This window comes from Nocardia harenae NBRC 108248 (assembly GCF_001612885.1).
Classification (GTDB): Bacteria; Actinomycetota; Actinomycetes; order Mycobacteriales; family Mycobacteriaceae; genus Nocardia; species Nocardia harenae.
Window position 1 is genome coordinate 609719 of record NZ_BDBH01000005.1, and the last position, 19111, is coordinate 628829.

Consider the following 19111-nt stretch of genomic DNA (forward strand, 5'->3'; position numbering starts at 1 on the left):
CGACATGACCACCGTCGAGGTTCCCCATGGTTCCCGCTCGGCCGTGCTGCGCGTCGCCGCGGTCGTCGCGGAGACGGCCGACGCCTGCTCGCTCGTCTTCGACGTGCCCGCGGAGCTGCGCGAGAAGTTCTCCTACAAACCGGGGCAGTTCCTGACCCTGCGCATTCCCAGCGACCGCACCGGCTCGGTGGCGCGCTGCTACTCGCTGGCCAGCTCGCCGCATACCGACGACGCGCCCAAGGTGACGGTCAAGCGCACCGACGGCGGCTACGGCTCCAACTGGGTCTGCGACAACGTCAAGGCGGGAGACGAGCTGGAGGTGCTCCCGCCCTCCGGCGTCTTCACCCCCAGGGATCTCGGCGCCGACCTGCTGCTCTTCGGGGCGGGGAGCGGCATCACACCGGTCATGTCCATCCTCAAGTCCGCGCTCGACCAGGGCTCCGGCCGGATCGTGCTGGTCTACGCGAACCGCGATGCCGCCTCGGTGATCTTCGCCGATGAGCTGCGCGAGCTGGCTCAGCGCCACCCGGGCAGGCTCACGGTGCTGCACTGGCTGGAGAGCCTGCAGGGGCTGCCGAGCACCGAGCAGCTGGCCGGGCTGGTGGCGCCCTACACCGAGCACCACGCCTTCATGTGCGGGCCGAAGGCGTTCATGGACCGGGTGCACGACGCGCTCGGCACGCTCGGCGTCCCGCGCGACCGCACGCACGCCGAGGTCTTCAACTCGCTGGCGGGCGACCCGTTCGCCGAGCACACCGTCGCCGAGGTGAGCGCGGAGGACGCCGCCGACGCCGCCACCGTCGAGGTGGAGCTGGACGGCGAGACGCACGAGCTGCGCTGGCCGCGCAAGCAGACGCTGGTCGACATCATGCTGGACAAGGGCATCGACGTGCCCTACTCCTGCCAGGAGGGCGAGTGCGGCTCCTGCGCCTGCACCGTGCTCGAGGGCAAGGTCGAGATGGACAACGCCGAGATCCTGGACCCGGAGGACATCGAGAACGGGTACATCCTCGGCTGCCAGGCGCGGCCGATCACCGATCGGCTGCGCATCCAGTTCTAGCGCAGCGCGCGGTAGTGCGCGCGCTCGGCCGGGTCGAGGTGCTCGGTGGCGTAGCTGAGCGCGGTGCGGCCCATCGTCGCCGCGTGCCTGTCCAGGAACGCGGTGAGCACCGCGCGATCCACCCGCTTGCCGATCTCGCGGAGCATCCAGCCGGAGGCTTTCTGCAGCAGGTCACGGCGGTCCGGGAGCAGCCGTTCGACCAGCTCGAGGGTGGTGCTCGGGTCACCGGCCTTGATGAAGGCGAAGGTGCTGAGCAGGGCGACCCGGCGCTCCCAGAGCGAGTCGGCGGCGGCCAGTTCGACCAGCAGGTCGCGCGGGCGGTCGAGCAGCCAGCGGCCGGTGATGTACTCGGCGGAGGCGTCGACCAGGTCCCAGTTGTTCACCCGGCCGCCGCGCACCGCCGCCAGGTACAGCTCGACGACGGCGCGCTGGGTCGCCTCGTCGCGGGTGCGCGGGCGGGCCGCGAGTTCCGAGCGCCGGTTCAGGATGAACAGGGCGGCCAGCCGCTCCTCGTGCACCGGGCTCGCCAGCAGCTCCCCGACCTGCTCCAGCGGCAGCTCGGCGAACTCCTTGGCCACCCTCCTGGTCGCGGGCACCCGGACCCCGATGAAGACGTCGCCCTCGCCGTACTCCCCCGGGCCGGTCTTGAAGAAGCGCCGCAGCCCCTCGGCGTCCGCCGGGTCGGCGTGCGTCTGCAGCGCCGCCCGCACCGCGTCGGCCGACGCCGGGCCCGCCGCGTCCCGACCCGAGACCGCGCCGACGCCGCCGGCTCGGCCCGCGCTCCGCCCGGCACCGGCGCCCGGCATCACGGCATTCCGGCGCCGAGCAACCGCCCGGACTCGAAGGCCCCCGCGCTCGGCGGCAGCGGGCCGGGGCGTCCGCTGGTGCGCACCAGGATGGTGCCGGTGCCGGTGCTCGGCCGCCCCAGCTCGTCCATCCGCCGGACCGTCTGCGCGGCCACCGCGGGCGCGCTGTCGAAGAGCCGCACCCCGGCGGGCAGCGCGGCCAGGATCTCGTCCGCCATGAGCGGGTAGTGCGTGCAGCCGAGCACGACGCCCTCGACCCCGGCGGGCGTGCGCTCGGCGGCCGAGGCGATGGCCCGGCGCGCGACCGCCAGCTCCCCGCGGTCGATGGCGTCGGCGAGCCCGTGGCAGGCGATCCCGACCACCTCGGCCTCGCCGCCGAACCGGGCGATGAGATCGGCCTGGTACCGGCTGGCGGTGGTGGCCGCGGTGGCCCAGACCGCTACCGAGCGGCACTCCGCGGCGGCGGGCTTGATGGCGGGCACCGTGCCGATCACCGGCACCTCCGGCCCCACCATGGCCCGCAGCTGCTCGAGCGCGGTCACGCTGGCGGTATTGCACGGCAGCACGATCACCTCGGCGCCGAGCGCCAGCGAGTCCGCGGCGGTGTCGAGCACCCGCTGCACCGTCCACGCCTCCGGCTTCGGCCCCCAGGGCGCGCCGTCCGGGTCGAGCTGGAGCAGCAGGTCCACGTCCGGGCGCAGTTTGCGCAACCACGCCGCCGTCGGCAGCAGGCCGAGCCCCGAATCGATGAGCGCCACTATCACATCGATCACCGTATTACAGGCACCGGACACCCTCGTCCCTGGCCGAGAGCACCCCGCCGGGCCGGACGGGCGCGACCACCGGCCGCCGGCCGCGCCACGCGGCACCGCGGCCATGCCCGTCCGGAGGAAACCGGCGCCGCCCCCAGCCGAAGGCAGCCATCCGCACTCAGGCGGGCGCGAGCACGTCCGCGACCCGGGCGCCGGCGGCGATCTTGCCCCGCGCCTTCATCACCTTCCCGGCCATCCCGGCGCCGACCACGGCGGTGAGAATCCCGTCCCGCGAGTAGTACGCGATGAAGGCGTGCCCGTTCCCCGGCTCGACGTGCAGATCGTCGGCCGGGCTCGGCCGCCCCAGCGCCTGCAGCTTGAGCTCGTACTGATCACTCCAGAAGTACGGCACCTGCGCGGGCACCTCGGGCACCTCGGTGCCGGGCACCAGCTCGGCGAGGATGTGCAGCGCCACCACCCGCGCCTGCTCGCCCGCGCTGGTCCAGTGCTCCATCCGCCGGTGCGTACCGGTCGCGGTGCGCCAGGCCGCCACGTCACCGGCGGCCCAGACCCCGGGCGCCGAGGTGCGCCCGCTCGCATCGGCGAGCACCCCGCCCCCGGCCCCCGCGGGCGCCAGCTCCACCCCCGACTCGGCCAGCCACTCCACCTCCGGCCGCGAGCCGACGCCGAACACCACCAGATCGGCCGCCACCTCGCTGCCATCGCTGAGCTCGGCCCCGCGCACCGCCCCGTTCTCGTCGGCGTGCAGCAGCGCGACGCCGAGCCCGCAGCGCACGTCGACGCCCTTGGCCCGGTGCATCTCGGCCACCCGCTCGCCGACCTGCTCGCCGAGCACCCCGGCCAGCGGCGCGGGCTGTGGCTCGACCAGCACCACGTCCAGCCCCTCGGCCCGGAACGACGCCGCCACCTCGCAGCCGATGAACCCGGCCCCGATCACCAGCGCACTGCGCGCCGACCCGATTGCGGCGCGCAGTGCGGCGGCGTCATCGTGCGAGCGCAGCACGTGGATCCCGGCCAGCTCGGGCAGCCCGGTGAGCCGGCGCGGCCGCAGCCCGGTGGCGATCACCAGGTGCGAGTACTCCAGCTCGCTTCCGTCGGCGAGCAGCAGCCTGCGGTGCGCGGTGTCGATCCCGGTCGCGGCCACCCCGAGCCGCAGCTCGATCCGCTTCTCCGCGAAGAACTCGGGCGGCCGCAGCGCCGTGTCCTCGACCTCGCCGCGCACGAACTGCTTGGACAGCGGCGGGCGGTCGTAGGGCGGCCGGTCCTCGTCGCCGACCAGGACGAGGCCGCCCTCGTATCCGGCCCGCCGCAGCTCCTCTGCGGTCCGCAGCCCGGCAAGGCCTGCGCCGACGATCACGATCGGTGCGGTCATCGCGTTCTCCATTCTCGAGAATGCCGTTATCATACCTGGAACGAGGTGGCTATCACCCTAGCAAGTGCTTGGTTGGTCGTCAGCACCGTCGAATCGCCCGACAAACGCCGAACGGCGCCGCCCCGCAGGGACGACGCCGCTCGAACCGCGATGTCAGGACATCACTTGACGATCTTGGTGACGCGACCGGCACCGACGGTGCGGCCACCCTCACGGATCGCGAAGCGCAGCCCCTCCTCCATGGCGACCGGCTGGATGAGCTTGACGCTCATCTCGGTGTTGTCGCCCGGCATGACCATCTCGGTGCCCTCGGGGAGGGTAACGACGCCGGTCACGTCGGTGGTGCGGAAGTAGAACTGCGGGCGGTAGTTGTTGAAGAACGGGGTGTGGCGGCCGCCCTCGTCCTTCGACAGGATGTACGCCTGGCCCTCGAACTCGGTGTGCGGGGTGGTGGTGCCCGGCTTGATGACGACCTGGCCGCGCTCCACGTCCTCGCGCTTGATGCCGCGGACCAGCAGGCCGACGTTGTCGCCCGCCTGGCCCTGGTCGAGCAGCTTGCGGAACATCTCGATGCCGGTGATCGTGGTCTTGGTCGTCTTCTCCTTGATGCCGACGATCTCGACCTCTTCGTTCACGTTCACGATGCCGCGCTCGACGCGACCGGTGACGACGGTGCCACGACCGGTGATGGTGAAGACATCCTCGATCGGCATCAGGAACGGCTTCTCGGTCTCACGCACCGGGTCCGGGATGGACTCGTCGACCGCGTCCATGAGCTCCTCGACGGACTTGACCCACTTCTCGTCGCCCTCCAGCGCCTTCAGGCCGGAGACGCGAACGACGGGGGCCTCCTCGTCGAACTCCTGCGCGGCCAGCAGCTCGCGGACCTCCATCTCGACGAGCTCGAGGATCTCCTCGTCGTCGACCATGTCCGACTTGTTCAGCGCGACCAGGATGTAGGGCACGCCGACCTGGCGGGCGAGCAGCACGTGCTCGCGGGTCTGCGGCATCGGGCCGTCGGTGGCCGCCACGACCAGGATGGCGCCGTCCATCTGCGCCGCACCGGTGATCATGTTCTTGATGTAGTCGGCGTGGCCCGGGGCGTCGACGTGGGCGTAGTGCCGCTTCTCCGTCTGGTACTCGACGTGGGAGATGTTGATCGTGATACCACGAGCCTTCTCCTCCGGCGCCTTGTCGATCTGGTCGAACGCGAAGGCCGCGTTCAGATCCGGGTACTTGTCGGCCAGCACCTTGGTGATCGCCGCGGTCAGCGTGGTCTTGCCGTGGTCGACGTGACCGATGGTGCCGATGTTGACGTGCGGCTTCGTCCGCTCGAACTTCGCCTTCGCCACTTTGTGTCCTCCTGGACTGTCTTGGTGCGTGCAGTTGCAGCAGTGCGGTGGTCTCCCCCGCACTTACACGGGGGAAGGGTATTGCGTACGCCCGGGAGCGCTTTACTCGCCGGTCGCCTTCGCGATGATCTCCTTCGACACGTTGGCCGGAACCTCCGCGTACGAATCGAACACCATGGAGTAGTTCGCCCGGCCCTGGGTCTTCGACCGCAGGTCACCGATGTAGCCGAACATCTCCGAGAGCGGAACCAGCGCCTTGACGACACGGGCACCACTGCGTTCCTCCATGGCCTGGATCTGGCCACGGCGGGAGTTCAGGTCGCCGATCACATCGCCCATGTAGTCCTCGGGCGTGATCACCTCGACCGCCATCAGCGGCTCGAGGATGACCGGACCGGCCTTGCGGGCCGCTTCCTTCAGGGCCTGCGCGCCGGCGATCTTGAACGCCATCTCCGAGGAGTCGACGTCGTGGTAGGCGCCGTCGAGCAGCGTGGCCTTGATGTTGACCAGCGGGTACCCGGCCAGCACGCCGTACTGCATGGCGTCCTGGATACCGGCGTCCACCGAGGGGATGTACTCGCGCGGGACGCGGCCACCGGTGACCTTGTTCTCGAACTCGTAGGTCGCACCGTCCTCGCCGACGAACGGCGCGAGCGCGATGATGACCTTCGCGAACTGGCCGGAGCCACCGGTCTGCTTCTTGTGCGTGTACTCGAGCTTCTCGACGGTCTTGGTGAGCGTCTCGCGGTAGGCCACCTGCGGCTTGCCGACGTTCGCCTCGACCTTGAACTCGCGGCGCATCCGGTCGACCAGGATGTCCAGGTGCAGCTCGCCCATGCCGCCGATGACGGTCTGGCCGGTCTCCTGGTCCAGCTTGACCGAGAAGGTCGGATCCTCCTCGGAGAGCCGCTGGATCGCGGTGCCGAGCTTCTCCTGGTCGGACTTGGTCTTGGGCTCGATCGAGACCTCGATGACCGGGTCCGGGAAGGTCATGGACTCCAGCACGATCTGGTTCTGCGGATCGCTCAGGGTGTCACCGGTGGTGGTGTCCTTGAGGCCGATGACCGCGTAGATGTGCCCCGCGGAGGCCGCGCCGACCGGGTTCTCCTTGTTGGAGTGCATCTGGAACAGCTTGCCGAGCCGCTCCTTCTTGCCCTTGGTGGAGTTGATCACCTGGGCGCCGGAGTCGACCTTGCCCGAGTACACCCGGACGTAGGTCAGCTTGCCGAAGAAGGGGTGCACCGCGATCTTGAACGCCAGTGCCGCGAACGGCTCGGTGGCATCCGGCTTGCGGGTCAGCAGCTCCTCTTCCTTGCCCGGGACGTGGCCCGTGGTGTTCTCCACGTCCAGCGGCGAGGGGAGGTAGTCGATGACCGCGTCCAGCATGGGCTGCACGCCCTTGTTCTTGAACGCGGAGCCGCAGAGCACCGGGTAGAGCTCGGAGGCCACCGTCATCTTGCGGATGGCGCCCTTGATCTCCTCGATGGAGAGCTCCTCGCCGCCGAAGAACTTCTCCAGCAGCGCCTCGTCGGACTCGGCGACGGTCTCCAGCAGCGCGGTGCGGTACTCCTCGGCGCGCTCCTTCAGCTCGTCCGGGATCTCGACGACCTCGTACTGCTCGCCCAGCTTGGTCTCGCCGCGCCAGATCTTGGCGTTGTTCTCGACCAGGTCGACGATGCCCTCGAAGGTGTCCTCCGCGCCGATCGGCAGCTGCAGCACCAGCGGCTTGGCGCCGAGGCGCTCCTCGATGGTGCGCACGGTGAAGTAGAAGTCCGCGCCGAGCTTGTCCATCTTGTTGACGAAGCAGATCCGCGGCACGTCGTACTTGTCGGCCTGACGCCACACCTGCTCGGACTGGGGCTCGACGCCCTCCTTGCCGTCGAACACGGCCACGGCACCGTCGAGCACCCGCAGCGACCGCTCCACCTCGACGGTGAAGTCGACGTGCCCGGGGGTGTCGATGATGTTGATCTGGTTGTCTTTCCAGAAGCACGTGGTCGCGGCGGAGGTGATGGTGATACCACGCTCCTGCTCCTGCTCCATCCAGTCCATCGTGGCCGCGCCGTCGTGGACCTCACCGATCTTGTAGGTGATGCCGGTGTAGAAGAGGATGCGTTCGGTTGTGGTGGTCTTACCGGCATCGATGTGCGCCATGATGCCGATGTTGCGGACCTTGTTCAGGTCGGTGAGCACGTCCTGTGCCACGGAAATCTTCCCCGCTCTGCTCTCTGGGTTGAGTCTTCGGTTGTCAACGCCGGAAGGGGCATCGGAACGCCCCGTTCACGACCGTGATCAGCTCGGCACGACAGCGATGACGGGCCGGACAGTGATCACCAGCGGTAGTGCGCGAAGGCCCGGTTGGACTCGGCCATCTTGTGCGTGTCCTCGCGGCGCTTCACCGAGGCGCCGAGGCCGTTGCTCGCGTCGAGCAGCTCGTTGGCCAGCCGCTCGATCATGGTCTTCTCCCGGCGCGCCCGCGAGTAGTTGACCAGCCAGCGCAGCGCCAGGGTGTTGGAGCGACCGGGGCGGACCTCGATCGGCACCTGGTAGGTGGCGCCACCGACGCGGCGCGGCTTCACCTCGAGGGCGGGCTTGACGTTGTCCAGCGCGCGCTTGAGGGTGACGACCGGGTCGGTGCCGGTCTTCTCGCGCGCCTGCTCCAGCGCGCCGTAGACGATGCGCTCGGCGGTGGACTTCTTACCGTCCAGCAGGATCTTGTTGACCAGCTGGGTGACCAGCGGCGACCCGTAGACCGGGTCGTTGATCAACGGACGCTTGGGAGCGGGACCCTTGCGCGGCATATCAGCTCTTCTCCTTCTTGGCGCCGTAGCGGCTGCGGGCCTGCTTGCGGTTCTTCACGCCCTGGGTGTCGAGCGAGCCGCGGATGATCTTGTAGCGCACACCGGGCAGGTCCTTCACCCGGCCGCCGCGGACGAGCACCATCGAGTGCTCCTGCAGGTTGTGGCCTTCACCGGGGATGTACGCCGTGACCTCGATCGCGCTGGTCAGGCGAACACGCGCAACCTTGCGGAGCGCGGAGTTCGGCTTCTTGGGGGTCGTGGTGTACACGCGGGTGCACACGCCACGGCGCTGGGGGCTGCCCTTGAGCGCCGCGGTCTTGGTCTTGGCGACCTTGTCACGGCGACCCTTGCGGACCAGCTGGTTGATGGTTGGCATAGACCGGCTTTCCTCAGTTGTTAACGCGGTACGGGAACTTCATGGCTCAGCTGCACGTCCGACCCCATTTCTCGCGTCCCGGGGTCGGGCGTGTCGCGCGCGGTACGGAACCCCGGTTTCCAGGCACACCTGAGGGGTCGGCCGCTCTCGCTGGCCTACGTCTGCACACGAACCTGCCCGCTACGTTCCGGGCACAGCCGTCCACAATACCCGTGACCTCGAGAAAGGTCGAAACGGGGTGGTCGGCGGGCGGTGGGGCCGGAACTTCACCGCGCCAGGTTCAGCGTGAGCGCCATGAGTTTCCGCACCGCCTCGCACGGGTCGGGGTGGCTGGAGCCGGCGCGGTAGTTGAGCCACCAGCCGATGACGCCGTTGTCCGGCGCGCTCGCCACCATGCCGCAGGAGTCCGGGTCGTTCGGCCGCCGGATCTGCAGCACCAGCGCGCTGTCGACGGTGACGTTCTCGGTCTGGTACCCGAGCTTGTTGTTGGTCTGCTTCTCGTTGCCGAGCGAGCCGTTCTCGTACCAGTTCAGGGTGGCCATGCCGTCGCCGCCCGGCGCGCCGATGAGATCCCACATGCAGACCGCGCCGAAGAAGGAGTCCTCGGCGATGACGCCATCGCCGACCGCCTCGCCGATCTGCTCGTGGCTCAGGATGTCGCACTCCCGGAGCAGCTTGTCCAGCCTGGTGTCGACCGGCTGACTCTCGCCGACGCCCATCGGGGTTCCGGTGATCTCCCGGCCGCAGCCGCTCAGCGCGGCGGTCAGGGCGAGCGCGGCCGCGAGCGCGGCGCCGCCCCGGCGCAGTCCGTTCCGCATGGTGCTCCTCACCGGATCCGCTGCAGCGTCAGCTCGGCCAGCGCGCGGCTCCGGTCGCAGGGGTTGCCGGTGCCGAACGGCCCGAGGTTGGTCGACCACTCGAAGAAGTCGTCACCGAGCTGGATGGCGAGGTCGCAGATCGAGCCGTCGGGATCGAGCGCGGCGAAGCCGGGTTTGCCCGCCACCTCGATCTGCTCGGGGGCGCGGCCGTGCACCGTCACCCAGGCCCGCTCGCGCTCGATCGGGCTGCCCCGGTAGGAGGCGAAGGTAATGCTGGCCGAGCCGAATCCGCCCGCCTGCCAGTTGCAGCCGACCGCGTTCCGGAACACCCGGGTGACCTGGCCGATGCCGCCGACATCGCGGATCTCGGTATCGGTGACGCTGCCGCACTCGCCGACGAACGGCCCCAGCGCGACGACCTTCGGCGCGGGCCGGGAGGGGCCGGACTGCTCGGAGTCGCCGCCGGAGCCGCAGCCGGAGAGCCCGAGCGCCACGGCGGCGACCGCGACCGCCGCCCACTTGATCCGCATGCCTCGAACTGTACCGAGTGCCGGACGACGCGCCGGCGCTACAGATTGCCCCGCGCCTCCTGCTCCCGCTCGATCGCCTCGAAGAGCGCCCGGAAGTTGCCCTTGCCGAAGCCGAGCGAGCCGTGCCGCTCGATGAGTTCGAAGAAGACGGTGGGGCGGTCGCCGAGCGGGCGGGTGAAGATCTGCAGCAGGTAGCCGTCCTCGTCCCGGTCGACCAGGATGCCGCGGCGCTCCAGCTCCGCGACCGGCGCCCGGACGTGCCCGATCCGCGCCCGCAGCTCGGGGTCGCGGTAGTAGGCCGCCGGGGTGTCGAGGAACTCGATGCCCCGCGCGCGCAGGGCATCGACGGCGCCGAGGATGTCGGCGGTGGCCAGCGCGACGTGCTGCACGCCCGGCCCGCGGTAGAACTCCAGGAACTCGTCGATCTGCGAGCGCTTGCGCCCGGGCGCGGGCTCGTTCAGCGGGAACTTCACCCGGTGGTTGCCGTTCGCCACCACCTTGCTCATCAGCGCCGAGTACTCGGTGGCGATGTCGTCGCCGATGAACTCGGCCAGATCGGTGAATCCCATGACATCGCGGTAGAACCCGGCCCAGCGGTCCATCCGGCCCAGCTCCACGTTGCCGACCACGTGGTCGACGGCGAGGAAGACCGGCGCGCCGGAGGGGGCCGCGGTGCGCGCGACGAAGCCGGGGCGGTACGGCCCGTCGTAGCGGGAGCGGTCGACGAGGGTGTGCCTGGTGTCGCCGTAGGCGGCGAGCGCCGCGACCCGGACGGTGCCGAACTCGTCGGTCTCGTCGTGCGGTTCGATGAGCACGGTGGCGCCGCGGGCGCGCGCGGTGCGCACGCAGCGGTCGACGTCGGGCACCTCGAGGGCGATATCGGCGACGCCGTCGCCGTGCTCGCGGTGGTGCGCGGCCAGCGGGCTGGCCGGATCGACCGCGCCGGTCACCACGAACCGCGCCGCCCCCGCGCGCAGCACGAAGGCCTTGTGGTCGCGGTTGCCGGTCTCCGGGCCGGAGTAGGCCACCAGCCGCATGCCGAAGGCGCTGCGCAGGAAGTGCGCGGCCTGCGTGGCATTGCCGACCACCCAGACCAGGGCGTCCCAGCCGATCACCGGGAAGGGGTCGGCGCCCGGGTCGTGATCGACCAGCCCGACGAGGGTGCGCAGGTCCTGATCGCTCGGAATCGGTTCCACGGTCATCGCCCTACCAGACCCCGCGCTGCCACGGCCGGGCAAGCTCGCGAGGAAATCGTGGACATGCCGGTACATCCGGCCAGCGGAACCCCGGTTTTGCTTGGCAGAATGAATAGCATGACCAAGAGCCAGGCTCGGCTGGACGAACTCGATCTGGCCATCCTCGCCGCCATGCACGAGTACCAGAAGGCGGGCATCCTCGAGCTCTCCCGGCGTACCAGGGTGGCCCGCGCGACGGTGCAGGCGCGGATCGGCCGGATGGAGCAGGCCGGGGTGATCGCCTCCTACGACCCGCACATCGATGTCACCGCCGCCGGTTTCGACGTGCAGGCCTTCGTCACGCTGGAGATCGCGCAGGGCGCGCTGGAGAGCGTGGCCGAGGAGCTGGCCGCCATCCCCGGCGTGCTGGAGGCCTACGCCACCACCGGCTCCGGCGACGTGCTCTGCCGGATCGGCGCCGATTCGCACGCCGGGCTGCAGGCGGTGCTGCTCAGCATCGACCGGACCGGGTGGGTGGTGCGCTCGCACAGCGTCATCGTGCTCTCCACCGTGGTGCCCCGCCGCACCCTGCCGCTGCTCCGCACGCTCGCCCCCGCGGGGACGAGCAAGGCGCCCGCGTACCGCGATACCAGGTAGCGGCGGCTCCCGGCCCCGCCACCGTGCTCGCGCACGGGCCGCGGTCCGCGCACGGCACAGCGCGCCGCGCACGGCCGCCGCCTGCGCGGCGCCGGATGCGGATGGCGCGGGTCAGCCCCTGATATCCGCGTCCGGGTCCAGGATCAGCACCTCGGGCTCGCGCTCCGGCTCCAGGAAGCCGAGCAGGGCATGCGCCTCCGCCTCGACCTCCGCGCGCTCGGCCGCGCTCCACGTCCGGGCGGGCACGATCCGCGCGGTGCCGCCGGTGACCCTGTAGTGCCCGGCGACGAAGCCGTCCACCAGCACCGGCGAGACCATGACGGGGAAGGTGCGCTGTGCGGATCGCGGCAGGATGCGGCCGCGGTCACGGTGCGAGAGGGTGGCGTTGTCGTACCAGCCGAGCAGCCGCACCGGGGCGGGCACCCCGGGGTCGGTGAGCTCGGCATCGGCGAGGTCGTAGAGCACCTTGCCGCGCTCGTCGGTGTAGGTGCGCACCCGGTCGCCGAGCGCGTCGATCGCCCGCTTGGCACCGGGCAGCTTGGACCAGGTCTGCATATCCGCGGTGCTCGCCGGGCCGAAGGCGGCGAGGTAGCGGGCGAGCAGCTCGGCGAGCGGGTAATCGGGGTCGAGCGGGGCACCGAGCCAGCGCTCGATCCGCGCCCAGACCGGTTTGCTGTTGTCCCGCCAGCGCCCGCGCGGCGGCACCTGCAGCACCGGCAGCTGGTAGAGCCAGGCCTGCACCAGGGGCCCCGGCTGCCGGTCCGGGTAGTGCGCGAGCGCCGCGGCGCGCAGCTCGGCCGCGGAGATGGGAGCGTCACCCACCGTCGCCTCGCCGCGGGCCCGCACCTCCTCCGGGTCCAGCCCGACCATGGCGCCGAAATTGAACCCCCTGCGGAACGGCACCTTCTCCAGCTCCGGCTGGATGTGCGGCGCGATGCGCAGCGCGTCGGCCGCGGTGACCAGGTGGATGGTGCCGCGCATGAGGGTGATCCGGACCAGCGAGCGCTGCTCGAGCCCGCGGTCCACCGTCTCCCGGTCGAAATCGGCGATCCGGCTCCACGCCCCGACGAAGGGCGGCGGCACGTCCTGCGCCTGCAACCCGATCAGGTGCTCGCAGAGCGCGCCGATGCTCAGCCGCTCGCGCGCGAGCAGGTGCTGGCGGGCGAGCAGCGTGCGATTCAGGGTGCGATCCGAGAGCCTGTCCCCCGCGGCGGTCATGGCGAGCACCGTACCGGCGCCCGCCGACACCGATCAGCGGATGGTGACGACCACCTTGCCGGTGGCGCTGCGCTGCTCCAGTGAGGCCACCGCCTCGGCGGTGCGCTCCAGCGGGTACGGCACCACCCGCGGCGGCGCGATGGTGCCGTCGGCGAGCAGCGGCTCCACCTCGGCCCACTGCTCGGCCAGGTAGCCCGGGTGCGCCAGCGCCCAGGCACCCCAGCCCGCACCGATCACCTCGACATTGTTGAGCAGCAGCCGATTCACCTTGACCTGCGGGATCTCACCCGCGGTGAAGCCGACCACGAGCAGCCTGCCGCCCGGCGCCAGCGAGCGCAGGCTGTCGGTGAAGCGGTCGCCGCCGACCGGGTCGAGCACGATGTCGACACCGCGGCCGCCGGTCAGCTCCTTGACCTCGGCGAGCCAGTTCTCGGTGCGCACCACGTCGGTGGCGCCGTTGGCCCGCGCCACCTCGGCCTTCTCCGCGGTGCTGACCACCCCGATCACCCGGCCCGCGCCGAGCGCGGCCGCCAGCCGCAGCGTCGAGGTGCCGATGCCGCCGGCCGCGCCGTGCACCAGCACCGACTCGCCCTTGGCCAGCCTGCCGCGGGTGCGTAGGCAGAAGTGCACGGTCAGATCGTTGAAGAGAATCCCCGCGCCCGCCTCCAGCGAGACCGCGTCCGGGAGCGAGAACACCATGTCGGCGGGGACCACCGCGGTCTCGGCGACGGCATTGCCGAGCATGGTCAGCGCCAGCACCCGGTCGCCCGCCCGCACGTGCGCGCTCGCAGGCGCCGCGCGCACGATGCCGGAGATCTCGCCGCCGACGGTGAACGGCAGCTCCGGCTTCATCTGGTACAGCCCGCGCGACATGAGCACGTCCGGGAAGGCGATGCCGGCGGCGTGCACGTCGATCACGACGCCGCCGGGGAACGCCGCCGGCTCCGCGATCTCGGCGATCTCGATCGATTCCGGTCCCTCGAGTGTGCTGATCCGGGCTGCGCGCATGGGCCGACCTCTCTCTCCGCACGGCATCGACTTGGGGTTGGGACGCCGCATCCGACCCAACCTATCCGGCCGGTACGCGGCCCTGCCGCGGCATCCCGTTTTGCTATGCTGACCGCGACTTGCGGGAAGGGGGAGTTCTCATGGTCGAATCTGCGGGGAATCCGAGCGAGGCGATCCGGGTGGATCCGGACGTTCTGCGCACGTTCGCTCAGCGCCTCGGCGCCGAGGCGGGGGCGGTCACCGGGCTGGCGGCGGGCGAGCCGTTCGCGGTGCCCGGGCTGCCGGGCACCGGGATCGGGGCGGCGGCCGAGGCCGCGAGGGCCGCGCTGGACGGCGCGCTGCACCGGATCGGCGCCCGGCTCACCACGGTGGCCGACAATCTGCGCACCGCCGCGGGCGGTTACGAGCTGAACGAGGCCGAGTTCGCGCAGCGCCTCGGCACCATCGGGCTGCCGTCATGACGCTCACCGTCGATGATGTCGCGGCCTGGCTGCCGGAGCAACTCACCGCCGCGGGCGACGCCGCGGCCCGCATCCAGCGCGACCTGGACGCCGCGCTCGGCTCCGCGGTCACCGACACCGCCGCGCTCACCTGGTCCGGCGCCACGGCCGCCGCGGCGACGGCCAGGGTGGAGACGGAGAAGACGCGCGGCTCCGCGGTGAGCGCCGCGCTGCTGGAGCTGCGGACGGCCTTCACCCAGCAGGTGACGAACCTGACCGAGGCCAGGGCGAAGGTGGTCGCACTGCGCGACGACGCGCTGAACCAGCCCGCCCCCATGGGCCCCTACGGCGTCGCCCCGGACGGCACCGTCGATGCCACCGCCCGCATCGCCTACCTGCGCGGGCAGTCCCACCTGGTCGACGTCGACGGGCTGGTTTTCCAGGAGGCGCTGCAGGCCGCCTCGCGCAGCTGGAACCTGACCCAGGCGCTGCGCACCGCGGAATCCACCGCCACCACCGCGCAGACCGCCATCGACCGGGCCACCGGCGCGCTGCGCGCGGCCTACGACGGCCTCGGCGATCCGGCGCTCAACGTCCCGGCGGCCGCCCCGACCGCCCCGGCCGCACCCGCGAGCAGCACCGCGGCTCCGGTCTCCTCCAGCAGCGGCACCACGTCGCACTCGTCCAACGGCAGCGAGACACCCTCCGGCACCGGCAGCGGCACCCCGCAGTACGCCGCCACCGGCTCGATGCCGACCGGCCCCATGCCGACCGGCGACCAGGCGGAGTGGATCCGGCAGGCGATCGAGGTGCTGCGGGCTCAGGGCTACGACGTGCAGGACAGCGACGCCGCCATCATCGCCATGATCATCGAGAAGGAGTCGGGCGGTAACCCGCAGGCCATCAACCTCTGGGACAGCAATGCCGCGGCGGGCATCCCGTCCAAGGGGCTCATGCAGACCATCGACCCCACCTTCGACGCCTACAAGGTGGCCGGGCACGACGACATCTGGAACCCGGTCGACAACATCATCGCCGGGTCCCGCTACGCCATCGAACGGTACGGGTCGCTCTCGAACGTGCCTGGCATCGTCGCCATGTCGAGCGGGCAGGGATATCGGGGTTATTGATTCGCGTGCCAGGGCCGCGACGGGCACGACCGGTGGTAAGTTCTGCGGCGCCGCGCCGGGCTGCTCCCGGCGGCGCAACCGTTCGTCGCCGGGCACGGCAGCAGGGCGGACGTCGCACCGACTCTGCGTGAGGGTGTGACCTACGCCCCGTAAAGTCGTCTCACAACAGCACCGCACGAACACGCAGCACACCGTGCAGCGCGAGGAGCACCAGTGTCAGTCGAACAGCCACTCGCCCCGCTTCCCGAGGAGGGCACGGGCTTCGATTCGGCGTGGCCTGTCCGGGCAGGCGATGTGGATCCCTACAACCGATTGCGATTCGATGCCGTCGCCCGCTATCTGCAGGACATCGCCTGGGAGCAACTCACCGGTACCTTCCTGAACCGGACCGATCCGAACTGGATCGTCCGGCGCACCGTCATCGACGTCATCCGGCCGGTGCTGTGGCCGGACGAGGTGCGGCTGCTGCGCTGGTGCTCCAGCATGTCCACCCGCTGGACCAATATGCGGGTCCGGGTGACCAGCGGCAACGGCGGGCTGATCGAGACCGAGGGCTTCTGGATCAATATCAGCGAGTCGAACAACATGCCGGCCCGGATCAGCGACGAGGGCCTCGCCTACCTGGCCCGCTCCACCGCTGAGCACCGGCTGCGCTGGCGCCCGTACCTCACCGACGCCACCCCGCCGGAATCCGACACCGATCTGCCCTTCCCGGTCCGCGCCACCGATATCGACCAGTACAACCACGTGAACAATGCCTGCTACTGGCAGGCCGTCGAGCAGTTCCTGGTCGAGTACCCCAAGCTGGTGGCGGCGCCGCACCGCGCCGTCATCGAGTACGTGGCGCCGGTGCTGGCGCGCCAGCACATCACGGTGCGCAGCCGCTACGAATCCGGGGATCGGTCCGGCGGGCCGGTGCTGCGGTTGTGGTTCGTGGTCGGCGGAGCCACCACGACCGTCGTGCGGATCATGCCGCTCCCCGCCTAGGGCGGGGAGCGGCACGCGCGATCAGCCGCGGGCGGCCTTCAGCAGGTCCTCCCTGGTCGCGAACTTCACGCGGGGGCGTCCGGCGGACTTGCCCGCGGTCTTCTCCGCGACGTCGATCGCCTTCCACCCCGCCCGGTCGACCAGGTCGGGCTGGCGGGACTGCACCAACTCCCGCAGTGCGGCCCGGTCCGCCTTCGGTGCGGGGAGTTTCCCGCCGACGAAATCAGCGATCAACTGCTCCACGGTCTCCTCGGAGTCGACCCGGTTCGACCCGATCACACCCCGGGCGCCCCGCTTGATCCAGCCACTCACGTACACCCCCGGCACCGCCTCGCCGTCCTCGACCACCCGGCCCTGACGGTTCGGGACCACGCCCTTGCGCTCGTCGAACGGCAACGCCGGGACCGGCTGGCCCCGGTACCCGATGCTGCGCAGCACCAACCCGGTCGCCAAGGTCTCGGTGCGGTCGGTGGGGCGGGCGCTGACCTGTCCGCCGTCGTCGAACAGCTCGTTGTGCGCGAACTCGACAGCCGTGACCCTGTCCTCGCCGAGCACGGCGGTCGGGGAGGTCAGGAACCGGAACACGATCCGCTTGTGATCGGGATTCCGCGGCGCGTGCGCGTACTCCTCGGCCAGGGTGTACTTGAGCCGCACCGAGGGCTCCACCTCCGGGTCGTCCAGATGCCCGCGGCTGAGCTCGTCCAGGTCGAGGTCCTCGGCGGCCACGACCACGTCGATGTTGCGCAGATGCGCCAGCGCCAGGAACTCCGGGGAGGTGTAGGCGGCCTGCAGCGGCCCACGCCGGCCCAGGATCACCACTTCCTTGATGTTGCTGGAGCGCAGTGCTTCGAGTGCGTGGTCGGCGATGTCGGTCTTGGCCAGCTCATCCAGATCCATGGTCAGCACCCGCGCGATGTCGAGGGCGACGTTGCCGTTGCCGACGATCACCGCCCGCTCCCCCGACAGGTCATAGGTGCGGTCGGCGTAGTCGGGGTGCCCGTTGTACCAGGCCACGAACTCCGTCGCCGACACACTCCCGGCCAGGTCCTCACCCGGCACCCCCAACCGGCGGTCGGTCGCCGCACCGACGGCGTACACCACCGCGTGGTGGTGATCGAGCAGTTCCTCGTGCGAGATGTGGGTGCCGACCTCGACATTGAGGTAGTACTGCAGCGTGTCGCGGCGGAACGCGGACTCGAACATCGCCGCGACCGTCTTGGTGCCCGCGTGATCCGGCGCCACCCCCGCCCGCACCAGCCCCCACGGCGTTGGCAGCCGATCGAACAACTCCACCTGGGCATCGGCGCGGCGCAGAATCGCATCCGCCGCGTAGCACGCCGCGGGCCCGGCGCCGACGATCGCGACCCGCAACGTTCCCAGATCCTTCGGCGGCCGCGCCGGAGACACCAGCGGCTCGATATTCGACTCCAGCGGATACCGCTGGAAGTACGCCGCGTTGATATCCCGATACCGCGCCAGCGACGCCGACAGATCATCCTCGGAGAAGATCGCCTCCACCGGACACGCATCGACACAGGCGCCACAGTCGATGCAGGTATCGGGATCGATATGAAGCATCTCCGCCGAAGCGAACTCCGGCTGATCCGGGGTCGGGCGAATGCAATCGACCGGGCACTCGGAGACGCAGCTCGCGTCGTTACAACAACGCTGCGTGATTACGTAGGCCATGTGTGCTGATCCTCGGGGTGTGCGTGTGGAGTGGACACCGTTGCGGGCATCCGGTGGCTCCACTGTGAAGGCGGACACGATCATTCGTGGCCCCCGGCACTGTGATGCCGCTTTCAGTGTGCCTCGAGTGCGATCCGGGCCTCGCACCGGTGAGCGTCTACGGTGATCCCATGGCGCGAACGCTCATCCTCCTGCGGCACGGAAAATCCGCCTACCCGCACGGCGTGGCCGACCACGAGCGCCCGCTCGCACCGCGCGGCGAACGGGAAGCGGCGCTGGCAGGCACATGGATTCGCACCACCCTCCCGCCGGTCGACGAGGTGCGCTGCTCCACCGCCGAGCGCACCCGCAGCACACTGGCAGCCACCGGCATCACCGCGCCCGCGCACTACGAATCCGGCATCTACGGCGCGGACGCCGCCGAGCTGATCGAACTCGTCCGGCTGACCGGCGACGACGTGCGCACCCTGCTGCTGGTCGGGCACGTTCCAGGCATGCCGGAAACGGCGTTGGAGCTGGCCGCAGACCGGACCGGCGCAGCCGCCCTCGCGCTGGCGCGCAAGTTTCCCACCTCGGCGCTGGCGGTGCTGGAGTTCGAGCTGCCGTGGTCCGGGATCGGGCCGGGCAGCGGCGAGCTCACGCGCTTCCACGTGCCGCGCTGAGCGTCAGCGCAGCTTCACCACAGCTACCACGCCGAACACGGCGAGCAGCACGAACGCGGCGAAGCCGCCGAACAGCCACCACACCACGCCGAGCGCGGCGATGAACGGCGCCACCGCGATGGCGGTGATCACCGGGCTCTCCCTGACCGTGGCGAGGGCGGAGCGCGCCCTGACCCGGTCGATGTCCTTACCAGCCATGGCTCCAGGGTAGGTCGGGTTGCGCGCCGCCGCCGCAACCCGGCGAGAATCGTCCTTGC

Annotated in this window: 20 protein-coding genes; 6 read left to right on the forward strand and 14 right to left on the reverse strand. The window is 70.7% G+C overall.

What is annotated here, in order from left to right; all coding sequences use genetic code 11:
• The first annotated feature begins 4 nt into the window (after positions 1-4).
• Entirely contained in the window at positions 5-1060 is a 1056-nt protein-coding gene (locus NH2_RS14065; protein WP_067653422.1) for a ferredoxin--NADP reductase, read from the forward strand.
• On the opposite strand, the gene NH2_RS14070 is transcribed toward NH2_RS14065, so the two are convergent.
• From NH2_RS14070 to hppD, 10 genes are all read right to left on the reverse strand, one after another.
• A complete protein-coding gene (locus NH2_RS14070; RefSeq protein ID WP_084505526.1) occupies positions 1057-1866 on the reverse strand; it encodes a DNA alkylation repair protein in 810 nt (269 codons plus the stop codon). The two genes, NH2_RS14065 and NH2_RS14070, sit on opposite strands and share 4 nt — an antisense overlap.
• Positions 1866-2630, reverse strand: a complete 765-nt coding sequence (locus NH2_RS14075) for a glutamate racemase (RefSeq protein WP_067653643.1) — start codon at positions 2628-2630, stop codon at positions 1866-1868. Before NH2_RS14075 ends, NH2_RS14070 begins: the two co-directional genes overlap by 1 nt.
• 166 nt (positions 2631-2796) lie before the next feature.
• Positions 2797-4011: an NAD(P)/FAD-dependent oxidoreductase gene (locus NH2_RS14080; RefSeq protein WP_067653645.1), complete on the reverse strand. Its 1215-nt coding sequence runs from the start codon at positions 4009-4011 to the stop codon at positions 2797-2799.
• A gap of 161 nt (positions 4012-4172) precedes the next feature.
• Positions 4173-5363: an elongation factor Tu gene (tuf, locus tag NH2_RS14085; RefSeq protein WP_067653424.1), complete on the reverse strand. Its 1191-nt coding sequence runs from the start codon at positions 5361-5363 to the stop codon at positions 4173-4175.
• Between the two features lie 102 nt (positions 5364-5465).
• A complete protein-coding gene (fusA, locus tag NH2_RS14090; RefSeq protein WP_067653426.1) occupies positions 5466-7568 on the reverse strand; it encodes an elongation factor G in 2103 nt (700 codons plus the stop codon).
• Positions 7569-7693: 125 nt separating this feature from the next.
• Complete coding sequence (gene rpsG, locus NH2_RS14095) at positions 7694-8164, reverse strand: 30S ribosomal protein S7 (RefSeq protein WP_067653428.1); 471 nt, start codon at positions 8162-8164, stop codon at positions 7694-7696.
• A gap of 1 nt (position 8165) precedes the next feature.
• Positions 8166-8540, reverse strand: a complete 375-nt coding sequence (gene rpsL / locus NH2_RS14100; RefSeq protein WP_067653430.1) for a 30S ribosomal protein S12 — start codon at positions 8538-8540, stop codon at positions 8166-8168.
• 266 nt (positions 8541-8806) lie between these two features.
• Entirely contained in the window at positions 8807-9358 is a 552-nt protein-coding gene (locus tag NH2_RS14105; protein WP_067653647.1) for a DUF3558 domain-containing protein, read from the reverse strand.
• A gap of 8 nt (positions 9359-9366) precedes the next feature.
• On the reverse strand, positions 9367-9888 hold the full coding sequence (locus NH2_RS14110; protein WP_067653432.1) for a DUF3558 domain-containing protein: 522 nt from the start codon (positions 9886-9888) through the stop codon (positions 9367-9369).
• Positions 9889-9926: 38 nt separating this feature from the next.
• Positions 9927-11090, reverse strand: a complete 1164-nt coding sequence (gene hppD / locus NH2_RS14115; RefSeq protein WP_067653433.1) for a 4-hydroxyphenylpyruvate dioxygenase — start codon at positions 11088-11090, stop codon at positions 9927-9929.
• Between the two features lie 111 nt (positions 11091-11201).
• On the opposite strand from hppD, the gene NH2_RS14120 reads away from it, so the two are divergent.
• Positions 11202-11720: an Lrp/AsnC family transcriptional regulator gene (locus NH2_RS14120; protein ID WP_067653435.1), complete on the forward strand. Its 519-nt coding sequence runs from the start codon at positions 11202-11204 to the stop codon at positions 11718-11720.
• A 111-nt stretch (positions 11721-11831) separates the two neighbouring features.
• Here the strand turns inward: NH2_RS14120 and NH2_RS14125 are convergent, their stop codons facing one another.
• Together NH2_RS14125 and NH2_RS14130 are read right to left on the reverse strand one after the other, a co-directional pair.
• Positions 11832-12938, reverse strand: a complete 1107-nt coding sequence (locus NH2_RS14125) for a winged helix DNA-binding domain-containing protein (protein ID WP_067653649.1) — start codon at positions 12936-12938, stop codon at positions 11832-11834.
• Positions 12939-12971: 33 nt separating this feature from the next.
• Entirely contained in the window at positions 12972-13946 is a 975-nt protein-coding gene (locus NH2_RS14130) for an NADPH:quinone oxidoreductase family protein (RefSeq protein WP_067653437.1), read from the reverse strand.
• 140 nt (positions 13947-14086) lie between these two features.
• Here NH2_RS14130 and NH2_RS14135 point away from each other — a divergent pair, with 140 nt between their 5' ends.
• The 3 genes from NH2_RS14135 (at position 14087) to NH2_RS14145 (ending at position 16503) form a co-directional block, all read left to right on the forward strand.
• On the forward strand, positions 14087-14407 hold the full coding sequence (locus tag NH2_RS14135; RefSeq protein ID WP_067653439.1) for a type VII secretion target: 321 nt from the start codon (positions 14087-14089) through the stop codon (positions 14405-14407).
• Positions 14404-15516, forward strand: a complete 1113-nt coding sequence (locus NH2_RS14140) for a transglycosylase SLT domain-containing protein (protein ID WP_067653441.1) — start codon at positions 14404-14406, stop codon at positions 15514-15516. The genes NH2_RS14135 and NH2_RS14140 overlap by 4 nt, the downstream gene beginning before the upstream one ends.
• A gap of 213 nt (positions 15517-15729) precedes the next feature.
• The gene (locus tag NH2_RS14145; RefSeq protein ID WP_067653443.1) at positions 15730-16503 is read left to right on the forward strand and encodes an acyl-[acyl-carrier-protein] thioesterase; all 774 of its coding nucleotides are present in this window, start codon (positions 15730-15732) and stop codon (positions 16501-16503) included.
• 21 nt (positions 16504-16524) lie between these two features.
• Here the strand turns inward: NH2_RS14145 and NH2_RS14150 are convergent, their stop codons facing one another.
• The gene (locus NH2_RS14150) at positions 16525-18192 is read right to left on the reverse strand and encodes an FAD-dependent oxidoreductase (protein ID WP_067653445.1); all 1668 of its coding nucleotides are present in this window, start codon (positions 18190-18192) and stop codon (positions 16525-16527) included.
• Between the two features lie 170 nt (positions 18193-18362).
• Here NH2_RS14150 and NH2_RS14155 point away from each other — a divergent pair, with 170 nt between their 5' ends.
• Positions 18363-18854 (forward strand): SixA phosphatase family protein, encoded by a 492-nt coding sequence (locus NH2_RS14155; protein ID WP_067653651.1) that lies wholly within the window; start codon positions 18363-18365, stop codon positions 18852-18854.
• Between the two features lie 3 nt (positions 18855-18857).
• On the opposite strand, the gene NH2_RS14160 is transcribed toward NH2_RS14155, so the two are convergent.
• Positions 18858-19052, reverse strand: coding sequence for a hypothetical protein (locus NH2_RS14160; RefSeq protein ID WP_067653447.1), 195 nt, complete (start codon positions 19050-19052; stop codon positions 18858-18860).
• Between the last annotated feature and the right edge of the window lie 59 nt (positions 19053-19111).

Bases quoted from the DNA above. Each gene is read 5' to 3' on its own strand.
- NH2_RS14065 (WP_067653422.1), top strand. From the start codon at position 5: ATGACCACCGTCGAGGTTCCCCATGGTTCCCGCTCGGCCGTGCTGCGC.
- NH2_RS14070 (WP_084505526.1), bottom strand. From the start codon at position 1,866: ATGCCGGGCGCCGGTGCCGGGCGGAGCGCGGGCCGAGCCGGCGGCGTC.
- NH2_RS14080 (WP_067653645.1), bottom strand. From the start codon at position 4,011: ATGACCGCACCGATCGTGATCGTCGGCGCAGGCCTTGCCGGGCTGCGG.
- rpsG (WP_067653428.1), bottom strand. From the start codon at position 8,164: ATGCCGCGCAAGGGTCCCGCTCCCAAGCGTCCGTTGATCAACGACCCG.
- rpsL (WP_067653430.1), bottom strand. From the start codon at position 8,540: ATGCCAACCATCAACCAGCTGGTCCGCAAGGGTCGCCGTGACAAGGTC.
- NH2_RS14105 (WP_067653647.1), bottom strand. From the start codon at position 9,358: ATGCGGAACGGACTGCGCCGGGGCGGCGCCGCGCTCGCGGCCGCGCTC.
- NH2_RS14110 (WP_067653432.1), bottom strand. From the start codon at position 9,888: ATGCGGATCAAGTGGGCGGCGGTCGCGGTCGCCGCCGTGGCGCTCGGG.
- hppD (WP_067653433.1), bottom strand. From the start codon at position 11,090: ATGACCGTGGAACCGATTCCGAGCGATCAGGACCTGCGCACCCTCGTC.
- NH2_RS14120 (WP_067653435.1), top strand. From the start codon at position 11,202: ATGACCAAGAGCCAGGCTCGGCTGGACGAACTCGATCTGGCCATCCTC.
- NH2_RS14125 (WP_067653649.1), bottom strand. From the start codon at position 12,938: ATGACCGCCGCGGGGGACAGGCTCTCGGATCGCACCCTGAATCGCACG.
- NH2_RS14130 (WP_067653437.1), bottom strand. From the start codon at position 13,946: ATGCGCGCAGCCCGGATCAGCACACTCGAGGGACCGGAATCGATCGAG.
- NH2_RS14135 (WP_067653439.1), top strand. From the start codon at position 14,087: ATGGTCGAATCTGCGGGGAATCCGAGCGAGGCGATCCGGGTGGATCCG.
- NH2_RS14140 (WP_067653441.1), top strand. From the start codon at position 14,404: ATGACGCTCACCGTCGATGATGTCGCGGCCTGGCTGCCGGAGCAACTC.
- NH2_RS14150 (WP_067653445.1), bottom strand. From the start codon at position 18,192: ATGGCCTACGTAATCACGCAGCGTTGTTGTAACGACGCGAGCTGCGTC.
- NH2_RS14155 (WP_067653651.1), top strand. From the start codon at position 18,363: ATGGCGCGAACGCTCATCCTCCTGCGGCACGGAAAATCCGCCTACCCG.
- NH2_RS14160 (WP_067653447.1), bottom strand. From the start codon at position 19,052: ATGGCTGGTAAGGACATCGACCGGGTCAGGGCGCGCTCCGCCCTCGCC.